The 15,535-nt window shown below is 70.2% G+C and carries 8 protein-coding genes and 1 pseudogene; 8 read left to right on the top strand and 1 reads right to left on the bottom strand.

Annotated features, from left to right (window positions below; genetic code table 11):
* The first annotated feature begins 21 nt into the window (after positions 1-21).
* The 8 genes and pseudogenes from glgX to AB0H62_RS18080 form a co-directional block, all read left to right on the top strand.
* Complete coding sequence (gene glgX / locus AB0H62_RS18115; protein WP_220241836.1) at positions 22-2,169, top strand: glycogen debranching protein GlgX; 2,148 nt, start codon at positions 22-24, stop codon at positions 2,167-2,169.
* A gap of 153 nt (positions 2,170-2,322) precedes the next feature.
* On the top strand, positions 2,323-3,879 hold the full coding sequence (locus AB0H62_RS18110; protein ID WP_220241835.1) for a Re/Si-specific NAD(P)(+) transhydrogenase subunit alpha: 1,557 nt from the start codon (positions 2,323-2,325) through the stop codon (positions 3,877-3,879).
* Between the two features lie 7 nt (positions 3,880-3,886).
* Positions 3,887-5,305, top strand: coding sequence for a Re/Si-specific NAD(P)(+) transhydrogenase subunit beta (gene pntB / locus AB0H62_RS18105; RefSeq protein WP_220241834.1), 1,419 nt, complete (start codon positions 3,887-3,889; stop codon positions 5,303-5,305).
* Positions 5,306-5,681: 376 nt separating this feature from the next.
* Entirely contained in the window at positions 5,682-7,661 is a 1,980-nt protein-coding gene (locus AB0H62_RS18100; protein ID WP_220241833.1) for a maltotransferase domain-containing protein, read from the top strand.
* 199 nt (positions 7,662-7,860) lie between these two features.
* Positions 7,861-9,669 (top strand): maltose alpha-D-glucosyltransferase, encoded by a 1,809-nt coding sequence (treS, locus tag AB0H62_RS18095; protein ID WP_220241832.1) that lies wholly within the window; start codon positions 7,861-7,863, stop codon positions 9,667-9,669.
* 5 nt (positions 9,670-9,674) lie between these two features.
* Positions 9,675-11,063 carry an aminoglycoside phosphotransferase gene (locus tag AB0H62_RS18090; RefSeq protein ID WP_220241831.1) on the top strand — a complete coding sequence of 463 codons (1,389 nt, stop codon included), beginning with the start codon at positions 9,675-9,677 and terminating at the stop codon, positions 11,061-11,063.
* A gap of 4 nt (positions 11,064-11,067) precedes the next feature.
* Positions 11,068-13,293, top strand: coding sequence for a 1,4-alpha-glucan branching protein GlgB (glgB, locus tag AB0H62_RS18085; RefSeq protein ID WP_360586973.1), 2,226 nt, complete (start codon positions 11,068-11,070; stop codon positions 13,291-13,293).
* Positions 13,294-13,433: 140 nt separating this feature from the next.
* Positions 13,434-14,249, top strand: a pseudogene (locus tag AB0H62_RS18080) (glycoside hydrolase family 16 protein); the annotation flags it as partial.
* A gap of 256 nt (positions 14,250-14,505) precedes the next feature.
* On the opposite strand, the gene AB0H62_RS18075 reads toward AB0H62_RS18080, so the two are convergent.
* On the bottom strand, positions 14,506-15,516 hold the full coding sequence (locus AB0H62_RS18075) for a helix-turn-helix domain-containing protein (protein ID WP_220241828.1): 1,011 nt from the start codon (positions 15,514-15,516) through the stop codon (positions 14,506-14,508).
* Positions 15,517-15,535 lie beyond the last annotated feature (19 nt).

Below are 15,535 nucleotides of genomic sequence, written 5' to 3'. Positions count from 1 at the left end.
CCGGTTTGGGAGGATCTCCCCATGGCAACACGACCCGCTTCCGACACCCAGGTCCTGGCCGGCCGCCCCTTTCCGCTCGGCGCTCACCCGGAAGCCGGAGGGGTGCGGTTCGCCGTAACCTCGGCGGTGGCCGACGCAGTGGAGGTCTGCCTCCTCGGTGACGACGGCACCGAGCGCCGCATCGAGCTGACCGAGCGGACGTTCGGCGTGTGGCACGGGCTGGTCCCGGGCGTCACGCCGGGGCAGCGCTACGGCTACCGCGTGCACGGCCCGTACGACCCGGGACGAGGGCTGCGCTGCAACCCGGCGAAGCTGCTCGTGGACCCATACGCGCACCGGATCAGCGGCCGGCTGACCGACCTCGCGGCCGCGCAGGGGTTCGTGGGCGACCCGGACCGCGGTCCCGCGTCCACTGTGGACTCACTCGGCAACGTGCCGCTGTCGGTGGTCACCTCGCCCGGCGGGCCGGACACGGGCGTGAGGCCCGAGGTGCCGTTCGAGGAGTCGGTGATCTACGAGCTCCACGTGAAGGGGTTCACCGAGCTGCACCCGTTCATCCCGGAAGCGCTGCGTGGCACCTACCTGGGTCTCGCGCACCCGGTGGCGATCGAGCACCTCACCCGGCTCGGCGTGACCACAGTGGAGCTGCTGCCGGTGCACGCGTTCGCCGACGAACCGTCGCTGGTGAGCGCGGGCCGGCACAACTACTGGGGCTACTCGCCGCTGGGCTACTTCGCCCCGCACCCGGGGTACGCGAGCGAACCCGGCCGCGAGATCGAGGAGTTCCGGACGATGGTGGCGGCGCTGCACGCGGCCAACATCGAGGTGATCGTCGACGTCGTGTTCAACCACACCTGCGAGGGCGGCCCCGACGGGCCCACGCTGTTCCTGCGCGGGCTCGACGCGCCGGCGTACTACCTGCACACCAAGCGCGGGCAGATGGCCGACATCACCGGCTGCGGCAACACCCTCGACTCGGGCTCGCCGACCGTGGTCCGGCTCGTCACCGACTCGCTGCGGTACTGGACGCAGGAGCTCGGCGTGGACGGCTTCCGGTTCGACCTCGCGAGCACGCTGGGCCGCCCGCGCGGCGGCATGTTCGACCGCGACTCCACCATGCTCACGGCCATCACCACCGACCCGGTCCTCTCGCGGTGCAAGCTCATCGCCGAACCCTGGGACGCGACGGGGGAGGGCTACCGCGTCGGCGACTTCGGCGCCCAGTGGGCCGAATGGAACGGCCGCTATCGCGACACCTTGCGCGACTTCTGGCGTGGGGTCACGGGTGTGCGCGACCTCGCGTTCCGGCTCTCGGGTTCGTCGGACCTCTACGACCACAACCTGCGCCGGCCGTGGCAGTCGGTCAACTTCGTGACCGCCCACGACGGCTTCACGTTGCGGGATCTGGTGTCCTACAACGAAAAGCACAACGAGGACAACGGCGAGGACAACCGCGACGGCACCACCGACAACCGCTCGTGGAACCACGGCGTGGAGGGCGAGACCGCCGACCAGTCCATCGTCGCGCTGCGCACCCGCCAGGCGCGCAACCTCTTCGCCACGTTGCTGCTGTCCACCGGCACGCCGATGTTCGTCGCGGGCGACGAGATGTGGCGGACCCAGGGCGGCAACAACAACGCCTACTGCCTCGACGACGAGACGTCGTGGGTCGACTGGACGCCCTCGGCCGCGTCAGAGCCGATGCTCGCCTTCGCCCGGCGCGTGGTGCGCCTGCGCGCGAGCAGCCCCGCGCTGCGCCAGCCGGAGTTCTTCGAAGGCCGCACCACGCCGACCGGCAAACCGGACCTCATCTGGTTCCGGCCCGACGGCGAGGAGTTCGACGAGATCGACTGGTTCGACGAGAGCCGCCGCACGCTGTGCATGTGGATCGACGGGTCCAACTCCCAGGCCCGCAACCGCGAGGGCGAGCTCGTCACCGACCACTCGTGGCTGCTGATCCTGCACGCCGGCGAGGACGATGTGGAGGTGGTGCTGCCCGGACCCGAGTACGGTGCCACCTACAAACCCACGCTCGACACGGGCACGGCCGACGGCAGCCCCGCGTACGTCGGGGTGCTGGAACCGAAGAGCCGCATCGTCGTGGCGGCCCGGTCGTTGCAGCTGCTCCGAGCGCCGCGGGACTTCGTGTCGGGCCCCCAGCCGCTTTAGCGCGGGGACCCGGCGGTCCCCGAGGTGCATCGATCAAGAGGTTTCGCAGAAATCGGTCAAGAGATCACTCTCACCTCGGATCGCCGGAATCCCCCTCGTCATCCGGATCGTTGGATGTTGAAATCCAGCGTGGCTATCCCCGAGGAGAAGTGCATGAGCGACGACGGCACCGGATCCGAGCCCGGTCTGCGTATCGGACTGGTCGCGGAGTCGACGAAAACCGAGACCCGCGTCGCGCTGACGCCGGACACCGTGCGCAAGGCCATCGGCCTGGGTTACCGCGTGCTGGTGGAGTCCGGGGCCGGCGTGCGATCGGGGTTCGACGACGAGGCCTACCTGTCCGCGGGCGCCGAGGTGTCGGCCGATCCGGTGTGGGACGCGGACGTCGTCGTCACCATCAACGCGCCCGACCCGGGCGAAATCGAGAACTTGCGCCCGGGCACGACCCTGGTGTCGATGCTGGCTCCGGCGCTGGAGCCGGACCGGCTGGCGGCGCTGGCCGCCCGCGGCGTCACGGCGCTCGCGATGGACGCGGTTCCGCGGATTTCGCGGGCGCAGTCTCTGGACGTGCTCAGCTCGATGGCGAACATCGCCGGCTACCGCGCCGTGATCGAGGCCGCGCACGTGTTCGGCCGGTTTTTCACGGGCCAGGTCACCGCGGCCGGGAAGGTGCCGCCGGCGAAGGTGCTGGTGGCGGGAGCCGGGGTCGCCGGGCTCGCGGCGATCGCCGCGGCCAACAGCCTGGGTGCCGTGGTCCGCGCGACCGACCCGCGGCCGGAGGTGGCCGACCAGGTCCGTTCGCTCGGTGGCGAGTACCTCGCCGTCGAGGTCGAGCAGGAGGCCAGTACCGACGGGTATGCGAAGGCGACCTCGGAGGCCTACGACCGGCGGGCGGCGGAGATCTACTCCGAGCAGGCCGCGGACGTGGACATCGTCATCACGACCGCGCTCATCCCTGGCCGGCCCGCGCCGAAGCTGCTCACGGCCGAGCAGGTCGCGTCGATGAAGCCGGGCAGCGTCGTCGTCGACATGGCCGCCGCGCAGGGCGGCAACGTCGCCGGCACCGAGGCCGGCGAGGTCGTGACGACCGACAACGGGGTCACGCTCATCGGCTACACGGACCTGCCGGGACGGCTGCCCACGCAGGCCTCACAGCTCTACGGCACCAACGTGGTCAACCTGCTGAAGCTGCTCACGCCCGAGAAGGACGGCCGGCTCGCCCTCGACTTCGAGGACGTGGTGCAGCGCGGGCTGACCGTGGTCCGCGACGGTGAGGTGTTGTGGCCGCCGCCGAAGGTGTCGGTGAGCGCGGCACCGCCGCCCGCACCCGCCCCGCAGGCTGCGGCACAGCCGGAGAAGCCCAAGTCGCCGTGGGCCCGGGCGGTGGTCGCGGTGATCGGCGCGGTGGTCCTGTTCCTGGCGTCGGCGTTCGCCCCGCCGGAGCTGGCCGGGCACCTGACGGTGTTCGTGCTCGCCATCGTGATCGGCTTCTACGTGATCGGCAACGTGCACCACGCGCTGCACACGCCGTTGATGTCGGTGACCAACGCGATCTCGGGGATCATCGTCGTCGGCGCGATCCTGCAGATCTCCGGCGGCGGGATCGCCACCACCATCCTGGCCGCCGCCGCCGTGCTGCTGGCCGCCATCAACGTCGTCGGTGGGTTCATGGTGACCCGCCGGATGCTGTCGATGTTCTCGAGGAGCTGAGTGACCAGTGCACGCTGAAACGTGGAAGTCGGCGGCGTACCTGATCGCCGCCTTGTTGTTCGTGGCCAGCCTCGCGGGGCTCGCCAAGCACGAGACCTCGCGCCGCGGGGTCTGGTTCGGGATCGCCGGCATGGCGATCGCACTGGTCGCGACCGCGGCCACCGCGCTGGGCCTGGCCTCAGGCCTCGGCATCACGCTGCTGCTCATCGCGCTCGTGATCGGCGCGGCGATCGGAGTGTGGCGGGCGCGCGTGGTCGAGATGACCGGCATGCCCGAGCTGATCGCGCTGATGCACAGCTTCGTCGGCCTGGCCGCGGTGCTGGTCGGCTGGAACGGGTTCCTCGAGGTCGAGGGGAACGACGCACAGACGGAGCTCGTGGGGTCGCTGCTGGGCATCCACCACGCCGAGGTCGTGATCGGCGTGTTCATCGGCGCCGTGACGTTCACCGGCTCGATCATCGCCTTCCTCAAACTGTCGGCGCGGATCCCGTCCAAGCCGCTGCAGCTGCCGGGCAAGAACGTGCTCAACCTCGGCGCGCTGGTCGCGTTCGCGGTGCTCACCGTGTTCTTCGTGATCACCCCCGCCACGTGGCTGCTCGTGGTGGTCACGGTGCTCGCGCTGGCGCTGGGCGTCCACTTGGTCGCCTCGATCGGCGGCGGCGACATGCCGGTGGTCGTGTCGATGCTCAACTCGTACTCGGGCTGGGCCGCGGCCGCGTCGGGTTTCCTGCTGGGCAACGACTTGCTGATCATCACCGGCGCGCTCGTCGGCTCTTCCGGTGCCTACCTGTCCTACGTGATGTGCAAGGCGATGAACCGCTCGTTCATCTCCGTCATCGCGGGTGGCTTCGGCGCGCCGGCGACCAGCGGCCCGGCGGAGGTCACGGGCGAGCACCGCGAGATCGACGCCGCCGGGGTGGCCGAGCTGCTGTCGAACGCGAGCTCGGTGGTCATCACGCCGGGTTACGGCATGGCGGTCGCGCAGGCGCAGTCGCCGGTGGCCGAGCTGACGCGGCGGCTGCGCGAGCAGGGTGTGAACGTCCGGTTCGGGGTACACCCCGTCGCCGGCCGGCTGCCCGGGCACATGAACGTGCTGCTCGCGGAGGCGAAGGTGCCCTACGACATCGTCCTGGAGATGGACGAGATCAACGACGACCTCGCCGACACCGACGTCGTGCTCGTGATCGGGGCCAACGACACGGTGAACCCGTCGGCCGCGGAGGACCCGGGCAGCCCGATCGCCGGCATGCCGGTGCTGCGGGTCTGGGAAGCCGGCAACGTCGTGGTGTTCAAGCGGTCCATGGCACCGGGCTACGCGGGCGTGCAGAACCCGTTGTTCTTCCGCGACAACAGCCAGATGCTCTTCGGCGACGCCAAGGAGCGGGTTCAGGACATCCTCGCCGCGCTCCCGGCCCGCGTCGGGTAGCACCCCGAGCAGTCCCGCCTGACACCCGCGCCGCCGGCTCCCGGAGCCGGCGGCGCGGTCGTGTTCGGAGCCCATTGTGGACAGTCGGGTGCGAACCACCGCGCGGCGACTCACGCCTGATTGTGAACGGCGCTCGACTTCCGTGTTACGGGAAAACCGCGGAAACCATGCGCGGGTGATTGTTCCGGCGTTCGAGTTGCGATCGAACCGAACGTGTGGGAACGGCGAAAACTTCGTCCGGCCGGAGCCGTTTCGCCCGACCGGGTGGCGGGTACAACCGTAAAAGGCCCCGCTGTCAAGGGCTTTGAGGGAATCAGGCACACTGACCGTGCTCGCGTTCGCGGGGGATCAGCGCAGTCAAAAGAGGGGCGTTGCCATGACCGGCCGGCTCGGTATCGACGACGTCAGCCCCACGGTCAGCTGCGGCCGGTACCCGGCCAAAGCCGTTGTGGGGGAACACTTTCCGGTGTCCGCGACGGTGTGGCGCGAAGGTCACGACGCCGTGTCGGCCACCGTCGCGTGGCGCGGTCCTGGCGACCGCGTGTCGCGGCAGACGCGGATGGCCGAGCGCGGCAAGGGACTGGACCTCTTCGCCGCGGTGATCGTGCCCGACACCGAGGGCCTGTGGACCTACCGCGTCGACGCGTGGAGCGACCCGTGGGCCACGTGGGAACACGCCGTGGAGGTCAAGATCGCGGCGGGGCAAGGGCCCGAGGACCTCGCCAACGACCTCGAGAACGGCGCGCGCCTGCTCGAGCGCGTGTCCCGCCGGCCCGAGCGCAGGGCCGAGCGCGCGTTGCTCGCCGGCGCAGCCACCGATCTGCGCGACGCCGGCCGCGACCTCGCCGAGCGCGTGGGCGCCGCGCTTTCGCCCGAAGTGCGTCACTTGATGCACGAATTCCCCGTGCGGGAACTGATCACCAAGGGCAAACCGCTGAAGCTGTGGGTCGACCGCAAGCGCGCGGCCTTCGGTTCCTGGTACGAGGTCTTCCCGCGTTCCACCGGCGGGGTCGACGAGTACGGCAACGCCGTCCACGGCACCTTCGCCACCGCCGCGCGTTCACTCGACCGGGTTGCGGACATGGGCTTCGACGTGGTGTACCTGCCGCCGATCCACCCGATCGGGCGAGTGAACCGCAAGGGCCCCAACAACACGCTCGTCGCCACGCCCGAGGACGTCGGCTCGCCGTGGGCCATCGGCGCCGACGAGGGCGGGCACGACGCGATCCACCCGGACCTCGGCACGTTCGAGGACTTCGACGCCTTCGTCGCCCGCGCCGACGAGCTCGGCATGGAGGTGGCGCTCGACCTCGCGCTGCAGGCCGCGCCCGACCACCCGTGGGTGCTCAAGCACCCGGAGTTCTTCACCACCCGCCCGGACGGCACGATCGCCTACGCCGAGAACCCGCCGAAGAAGTACCAGGACATCTACCCGGTCAACTTCGACAACGACCCGCGCGGCGTCTACGACGAGGTGCTCCGCGTCGTGCTCCATTGGGTGTCGCACGGGGTGCGCATCTTCCGGGTCGACAACCCGCACACCAAGCCGCCGGACTTCTGGGCGTGGCTCATCCAGTCGGTCAAGGACGCGCACCCGGACGTGCTGTTCCTGGCCGAGGCGTTCACGCGCCCGGCGCGGCTGTGGGGCCTGGCGAAGCTCGGCTTCACCCAGAGCTACACCTACTTCACCTGGCGTACGAGCAAGGAGGAGCTGACCGAGTTCGGGACCGACCTGGTCGAACACTGGAACGAGGGCCGCCCCAACCTGTTCGTGAACACCCCGGACATCCTCCACGAGTCGCTGCAGCACGGCGGCCCGGGAATGTTCGCGCTGCGGGCGGCGCTGGCCGCCACGCTGTCGCCGACGTGGGGCGTCTACTCCGGGTACGAGCTCTACGAGCACAAGCCGGTGCGCGAGGGCAGCGAGGAGTACCTCGACTCGGAGAAGTACCAATTGCGTCCGCGCGACTTCGAGCGGGCGCTGGCCGAAGGCCGCTCGCTGGAGCCGTGGATCACGAAGCTCAACACCATCCGCAAGACCCATCCGGCGTTGCAGGGCATGCGGACCCTGCGGTTCCACCACGTCGACAACGGCGCGCTGCTCGCCTACTCCAAACAGGACCCGGCGACCGGCGACACCGTCGTCACAGTGGTGAACCTCGATCCGCACGGTGCGCAGGAAGGCACCCTGTGGCTCGACCTGGAGTCGCTCGGCTTCGACTGGCACGAGCGGCTCATCGCCCACGACGAGGTCACCGGGGAGACCTGGGACTGGGGCCAGGCGAACTTCGTCCGGCTCGAACCGTGGCGTGCGGTCGCGCACGTGGTCGCGGTCCGACGCCGGCTCGCGGCATAGCCGTGCTTCTGGTTCCCGATCCGACCACAGCCACGGCGGGAACGGTTGCCACACGCAGTAACGCTCAGTTGGGTGCCCGCCTACTTTTGGTCGGATCGGGAACGGGGCCCTGAACGATTTTTTGCAGCCACCCTGCACGCACGGCACGCGGCAGGGACGATCGAACGTACCGCCGGAACGCGGGACGAGGTGGAGTTTGATGGACGACGAGAGCCGGCCCGACGCAGCTCTGGGCCTGGACGGTGTTCCGCACACGGGTGAGGCGATGACCGCCGAGGGCCTGCTCGTGGAACCGCAGGCCGACGAGTTCGCACACGCCGAAGCGGCGCCGCGCGACCCGCACTGGTTCAAGGGCGCCGTGTTCTACGAGGTGCTCGTGCGCGCCTTCACCGACTCGAACGGGGACGGCACGGGCGACCTGCGCGGCCTCGCGAGCCGGCTGGACTACCTGGAGTGGCTCGGCGTCGACTGCCTGTGGCTGCCGCCGTTCTACGCTTCGCCGCTGCGCGACGGCGGTTACGACATCAGCGACTTCCGCTCGGTGCTGCCGGAGTTCGGCACCGTCGAGGACTTCGTGTACCTGCTCGGCGAAGCGCACAAGCGCGGCATCCGGGTCATCACCGACCTGGTGCTGAACCACACCTCCGACGCGCACCCGTGGTTCCAGCAGTCGCGTTCGGACCCGGACGGCCCGTACGGCGACTACTACGTGTGGAGCGACGACGACTCGCGCTACGCCGACGCGCGCATCATCTTCGTCGACACCGAGACGTCGAACTGGACCTACGACCCGGTGCGCGGCCAGTTCTACTGGCACCGCTTCTTCAGCCACCAGCCGGATCTCAACTACGAGAACCCGGCCGTGCAGGAAGCGATGATCGACGTGCTGCGGTTCTGGCTCGACCTCGGCATCGACGGGTTCCGGCTCGACGCCGTGCCGTACCTGTTCGAGCAGGAGGGCACCAACTGCGAGAACCTGCCGCGCACGCACGAGTTCCTCAAGCACTGCCGCAAGGTCGTCGACGACGAGTTCCCCGGCCGGATCCTGCTGGCCGAGGCGAACCAGTGGCCCTCGGACGTGGTCGAGTACTTCGGCGACCAGGCGGTCGGTGGCGACGAGTGCCACATGGCGTTCCACTTCCCGCTGATGCCGCGCATCTTCATGGCCGTGCGGCGCGAGTCGCGGTTCCCGATCTCGGAGATCCTGCTGCAGACCCCGCAGATCCCGAGCGGCACGCAGTGGGGCATCTTCCTGCGCAACCACGACGAGCTCACGCTCGAGATGGTGTCGGACGAAGAGCGCGACTACATGTACTCCGAGTACGCCAAGGACCCGCGGATGAAGGCCAACATCGGCATCCGCAGGCGCCTGGCGCCGCTGCTGGACAACGACCGCAACCAGCAGGAGCTGTTCACGGCGATGCTGCTGTCGCTGCCGGGCTCGCCCGTTCTGTACTACGGTGACGAGATCGGTATGGGAGACAACATCTGGCTCGGCGACCGCGACGCGGTCCGCACGCCGATGCAGTGGACCCCGGACCGCAACGCCGGCTTCTCCTCGTGCGACCCCGGCCGCATCTACCTGCCGGTGATCATGGACCCGGTCTACGGCCATCAGGCCGTCAATGTCGAGGCCCAGTCGAACAACGCGTCCTCGCTGCTGAACTGGACCCGGCGGATGATCGAGGTGCGCAAGCAGCACCACGCGTTCGCCGAGGGCGACTTCGTGGACCTCGGCGGGTCCAACCCGAGCGTGCTGGCGTACAAGCGCGAGTGGCGTCGCCCCGACGGGTGCATGGACGTGGTGTTGTGCGTGAACAACCTGTCGCGGTTCCCGCAGCCGGTGGAGCTCGACCTGTCCGGTCACCGCGGGTCCGTGCCGGTGGAGCTCACCGGCGGGGTGCGATTCCCGGAGGTCGGTGAACTGCCGTACCTGCTCACGCTGCCCGGTCACGGGTTCTACTGGTTCCAGCTCCTCGAGCGGGAAGCCGAAGGCGAAATGAGGTGAGTGCCTTGACCGACCACGGGCACCTGGTGGAGCAGCTCGTCGCCGAGCTGCCGGCCTGGCTTCCGGCGCAGCGGTGGTTCGCGGGCAAGGACCGGCCGATCACGGCCGTCCGCGCGCTCGCGTCCACCGAGCTGGTCGAAGGCGACCCGCAGCTGCTGCACGTGGTCGTCGAGGTGGTGCAGGGCGAGCGGTCCGAGCCCTACCAGCTGCTGGTCGGGCGCCGTTCGCACCCGCCGGAGATCTCGTCGTCGGCGTGGCTCGGCGCCGATGGCGGCCTCAACTTCTACGAGGCGAGCGGCGACGCGGACCTCACCGCGGTGCTGCTCGACCACATCGTTGCCGGCGACCGCGTCGGCCCACTGGTGTTCGAGCACGAGCCCGGCGCGCAGCTGACCGGCGGGCTGCGCGCGCGGCCCATCACCTCCGAGCAGAGCAACACGTCGCTGGTGTACGGCGGGCAGTACATCCTCAAGCTGTTCCGCAAGCTCAGCCCCGGGACGAACAAGGACCTGCTGCTGCACCGCGCGCTGCAGAAGGCGGGCTGCGAGCACATCGCCGAAGTCGTCGGCTCGATCACCGGCGAGCTCGCCGGTGAGCCGGCGACGATCGCGATGCTGCAGGTGTTCCTGCCCGACGCCGTCGACGGCTGGGCCATGGCCACCACGAGCGTGCGCGACCTGATGGCCGAGCCGGAGCTGCGCCCGGACGAGGTCGGCGGCGACTTCGCCGGCGAAGCCGAGCGCCTCGGCGCGGCGGTGGCGCACGTGCACACCGACCTCGCGGCGGCGCTGGGCGCGCACCCGGTGGACGAGTCCGAGCTCGCCCGCACGGTGGCGGGCATGACCGAGCGGCTCGACCGCGTCGCGCGCGACGTCCCGGAGCTGGCCGAGCACGCACCCGCACTGCACAAGGTGTTCGCCGCGCTGCACGAGCTGCCACCGGGCCGGCCGGAGATCTCGATGCAGTACATCCACGGCGACCTGCACCTGGGCCAGGTGCTGCGCACGGTCGGCGGCTGGCTGCTGCTCGACTTCGAGGGCGAGCCGGCCGCGCCGCTGGAGGAGCGGCACGCGCTGCGCTCGCCGCTGCGCGACGTCGCGGGCATGCTGCGCTCGTTCGACTACGCGGCCCGGCAGCTGCTGGTCGGGCAGCCGGAAGACCCGGCCACGACGGAGCGCGCGCTCGAGTGGGCGCTCCGCAACCGCACGGCTTTTTGCGACGGGTACGCCGGGGCCGCGGGCCCGATCGGCGACCCGCGCGAGCACGGAGAGCTGCTTCGTGCGTTCGAACTCGACAAAGCGGTGTACGAAGTGGCCTACGAGCACGCGAACCGGCCCGACTGGCTGGCCGTGCCCATGGCGGCGATCGCCCGCATCGCCCACGGAGGTGTGTGAAGACGTGAACGCGGTTTCCAGGGATCTGCCCGCGGCGGCTCCGTCCCCGCAGGACATCGACCGGCTGCTGGCCGGCTCGCACCACGACCCGCACTCGGTGCTCGGCGTGCACGCCCAAGGCACGGTGGGCATCGGCAGCACGAGCCCCGGCACCGTCGTGGCGCGCGCCTTGGTGCCGGGGGCGAAGTCCGTCTCCGTGCTGGCGGGAGACCGGCGGTTCCCGCTGGAGCGCGTGGCCGACGCGTTGTTCGCGGCCCCGCTGCCCGAGCACCCGGGCGACTACCGCCTCGAGGTCGACTACGACGGGCACACCGTGGTCACCGACGACCCGTACCGCTGGCTGCCCACCGTCGGCGAGCTCGACCTGCACCTCATCGGCGAAGGCCGGCACGAACGGCTGTGGGACGTCCTCGGCGCTCACGTGCGCGACTACGACACGCCCCACGGCGCGGTCGGAGGCGTGTCGTTCGCGGTGTGGGCGCCGACCGCGCGTGGCGTGCGGGTGATCGGCGACTTCAACGGCTGGGAGGGCCGCGGGCACGCGATGCGCTCGCTCGGCTCGTCGGGCGTGTGGGAGCTGTTCGTGCCCGACGTGCCGGTCGGCTCCTGCTACAAGTTCCGGATCCTCGGCGCCGACGGGCACTGGCACGAGAAGGCCGACCCGATGGCGTTCGCCACCGAGGTGCCGCCCGCGACCGCGTCGAAGGTCACGAAGTCGGCCTACACCTGGGCCGACGACGAGTGGACCGCGCGGCGCGAGGCGACGAACTGGGCCGACGCCCCGATGAGCGTCTACGAGGTCCACCTCGGCTCGTGGCGGCCCGGGCTGAACTACCGCGAGCTGGCCGACCAGCTCGCCGACTACGTGAGCGACACCGGCTTCACCCACGTCGAGTTCCTGCCCGTGGCGGAGCACCCCTTCGGCGGTTCGTGGGGCTACCAGGTCACCTCGTACTACGCGCCGACCTCGCGGTTCGGCTCGCCCGACGACTTCCGCTACCTCGTGGACCACCTGCACCAGCGGGGGATCGGCGTGCTCGTGGACTGGGTGCCCGCACACTTCCCGCGCGACATCTGGGCGCTCGCGCGCTTCGACGGCAGCCCGCTCTACGAGCACGAGGACCCGCGCCGCGGCGAGCAGCCCGACTGGGGCACGCTCGTGTTCAACTTCGGCCGCAACGAGGTGCGCAACTTCCTCGTGGCCAACGCGCTGTACTGGCTGGAGGAGTTCCACCTCGACGGCCTGCGCGTGGACGCCGTCGCGTCGATGCTCTACCTCGACTACTCGCGCAAGGACGGCGAGTGGCTGCCCAACGAGTACGGCGGCCGCGAAAACCTCGACGCCGTGCGGTTCCTGCAGGAGCTGAACGCGACCGTCTACAGGCGACACCCGGGTGTGGTGATGGTGGCCGAGGAGTCCACGGCGTGGCCGGGCGTCACGCGGCCGACGCACCTCGGCGGGCTCGGCTTCGGCTTCAAGTGGAACATGGGCTGGATGCACGACACGCTGCGCTACCTCGGCCACGAGCCGATCCACCGCGCGTACCACCACAACGAGATGACGTTCTCACTCGTCTACGCGTGGAGCGAGAACTTCGTGCTGCCGCTCTCGCACGACGAAGTGGTGCACGGCAAGGGTTCCCTGTGGCAGCGCATGCCGGGCGACGACTGGAACAAGGCGGCGGGCCTGCGTTCGCTGCTGGCCTTCATGTGGGCCCACCCGGGCAAGCAGCTGCTGTTCATGGGCGGCGAGTTCGGGCAGCCGCGGGAGTGGTCGGAGTCGCGCTCGCTCGACTGGCACCTGCTGGAGCAGCCGCTGCACCGCGGGGTGCAGGACCTGCTGCGCCGGCTCAACGACATCTACCGGTCCACGGCCGCGCTCTTCAGCGGTGACGTGCGGCCGGAGGGTTTCCAGTGGATCGACGCCAACGACTCGGCCGGCAACGTGCTGAGCTACCTGCGCATCGGCTCCGACGGCTCGCGGCTGGCGTGCATCGCGAACTTCGCGGGAGTGCCGCACCACGACTACCGCGTGGGCCTGCCCGCCGCCGGGCGCTGGACCGAGCTGCTGAACACCGACGCCGAGGTCTACGGCGGGTCCGGGGTCGGCAACCTGGGCGCGGTCGAGGCGGTCGCCAAGCCGTGGCACGGCCTGCCGGCGTCGGCGGTGCTGCAGCTGCCGCCGAACGGTGTCCTGTGGCTGTTGGAGGAGGCCACGGTTACCGCCTAGTGATGCTGTCGGAAAATTCCTCACGTTAATCCTTGCCGGTGAACAACCGGTCGGGTTAGCTTTGTTGTGATCCACAACAAACCCGGGGTGGCGCCGCCAGGCCGCCCCTCGAGTGACGAGGGATGACGACGATGAAGTCTCTGAAGACGTCTGCCCGGTGGCGGCTGCTGGCGATTCCGGCGGCATTGGCGGTGGCCGGCGCCGTGACGCTCACGGCGACACCGGCCGGCAACGCGGCTCCGGCGAGCCCGGCCGCCGCGTTCACCGACGACTTCGACGGGCCCGCGGGCAGCCCGGCCGACGGCTCGAAGTGGAACTACGAGACCGGCGACAACGTGAACAACCACGAGCGCGAGTGGTACACCTCCGGTGCGGCCAACGCGGCGCTCGACGGTCAGGGTCACCTGGTGATCACGGCGAAGAAGGAGAGTTCGGGCAACAACTGCTGGTACGGCCCGTGCGAATACACCTCGGCGCGGCTCAACACGTCCGGCAAGTTCTCCACGAGCTCCGGCCACGTCGAGGTCCGCATGAAGCTCCCGCGCGGGCAGGGCATGTGGCCCGCCTTCTGGATGCTCGGCGGCGGCAACTGGCCGACGGACGGCGAGATCGACGTCATGGAGAACATCGGCAAGGAGCCGAACACCGTGCACGGCACGATCCACGGCCCGGGCTACTCCGGCGCCAACGGCATCGGCGCGGCCTACAACGGGCCGAACTTCTCCGACGACTTCCACACCTACGCGGTGGACTGGTCCACGAACAAGATCGTGTGGTCGGTGGACGGCAACGCCTACGAGACGCGCACGCCGGCCGACCTGAACGGCAACAAGTGGGTCTACGACCACCCGTTCTTCCTCATCCTCAATCTCGCCGTGGGCGGCGACTGGCCCGGTGACCCGGACGGTGGCACGCAGTTCCCGCAGCAGCTCGTGGTCGACTACGTGCACGTGAGCTGAGCGTCCACTTCGGACGTTTCACCCGGGCGGTTCACGCCACCGGACGCCTCCGCGAATTCGGGCAGCGGCGGCGGGCGGAGATCAGGCGGGCGCGGATCTCCGCGGCTTCGCCCGGCTCGACTTGCGGCGAGCCGGGCGAAGCTCCGGAAACCCGGCCGCCCGGGGTGATCAGACCTGGCCCGGGCCGGGGTTTTCCGTTGCGGCGGCAGGAAACCCCGGCTCGGGCCGGAACCACGTCCGCGGTTCTCTGGACCTAAAGCCAGCCGCGAGCTTTCGCGTTCATGCCGGCCTGGAACCGGGTCGTGGCGTTGAGCTCGGTCATCAGCCGCTGCACCCGCCGCTGCGTGGTGCGGGGGCTCCAGCCGAGGGCGCGGCCGATGCCGGCGTCGGTCTGACCGGCGGCGAGCAAGGTGAGCAGTGTCGTCGTTTCGGGATCGCGATCCGGGGCCGGGTCGGTGAAGGCCTCGCCCATCGGCACGGCGCGGTCCCACTCCGCTTCGAACAGCGTGACGAGCGCGTCGAGCAGGGCCGAGGCGTGGATGATGTAGGCCGCGTCCACGACGTGCGGTGACGAGCTGATCGGGATCACCGCGACCTCCTCGTCCGCCATCACCATCTTGATCGGCAGCTGCGGGCGCACGCGCGAGCGTTCGCCGTGGGTGCCGCTGACGAGGATGTCGTTCTGCAGCCGGCCGGGGAAGGCGATCGCCTCGCGGTCGTAGATCACGCGGAAGACGATGCCGGCCTTGAGCCGCTGCCGTTCCAGGTCGAGGTTCTCCCCGGGCACGCTGACGTACGGCGGCCGGTCGAACCCGCGGATCTGCGTGCGGGCCTCGTCCTGCAGCCGTCGCACGCGGACGTCGATGTTCTCCGCGCCGGTCACGACCTCGACGAGCTCGGCGGGGTGGGTGAACCGGCTGGCTTCGCGGTGCACGGCCATGAGGTCCTCGATCGCCGCGCGGGCGCTGCGCAGCTCGGCCGCGCGTTCGGCCGCGAGCGCACCCAGTGCGATGTCGGGGGCCGCGGCGAGGTAGCGCGGGGGGCGGCCGGGCACCCGGCTCGCCATGCCGCTCGCGGTGAGCCGCGAGAGCGCCCGCGCCACCTGCTGGGCGGAAAGTCCGCATTGTTCCACCAGGTCCACGGCCCGAGTGCGCGGATGGCCGAGCAGTGCCGTGTAGACACGCGCGTCGGTGGCCGGGACGCCGAGCGCGTCGAGGTCCCGCAGCTGCTGGCGGGAACCCGCCACCTGGCGACTATTGGTCATGGTGGCTATCTTGCGCCAC

Origin of the sequence: Amycolatopsis sp. NPDC050768 (assembly GCF_040654155.1) — a bacterium.
In the GTDB taxonomy this organism is placed as follows: Bacteria; Actinomycetota; Actinomycetes; order Mycobacteriales; family Pseudonocardiaceae; genus Amycolatopsis.
The sequence above is the reverse complement of the archived record's forward strand: the minus strand, read 5'-3'. Positions and strand labels throughout refer to the sequence as shown.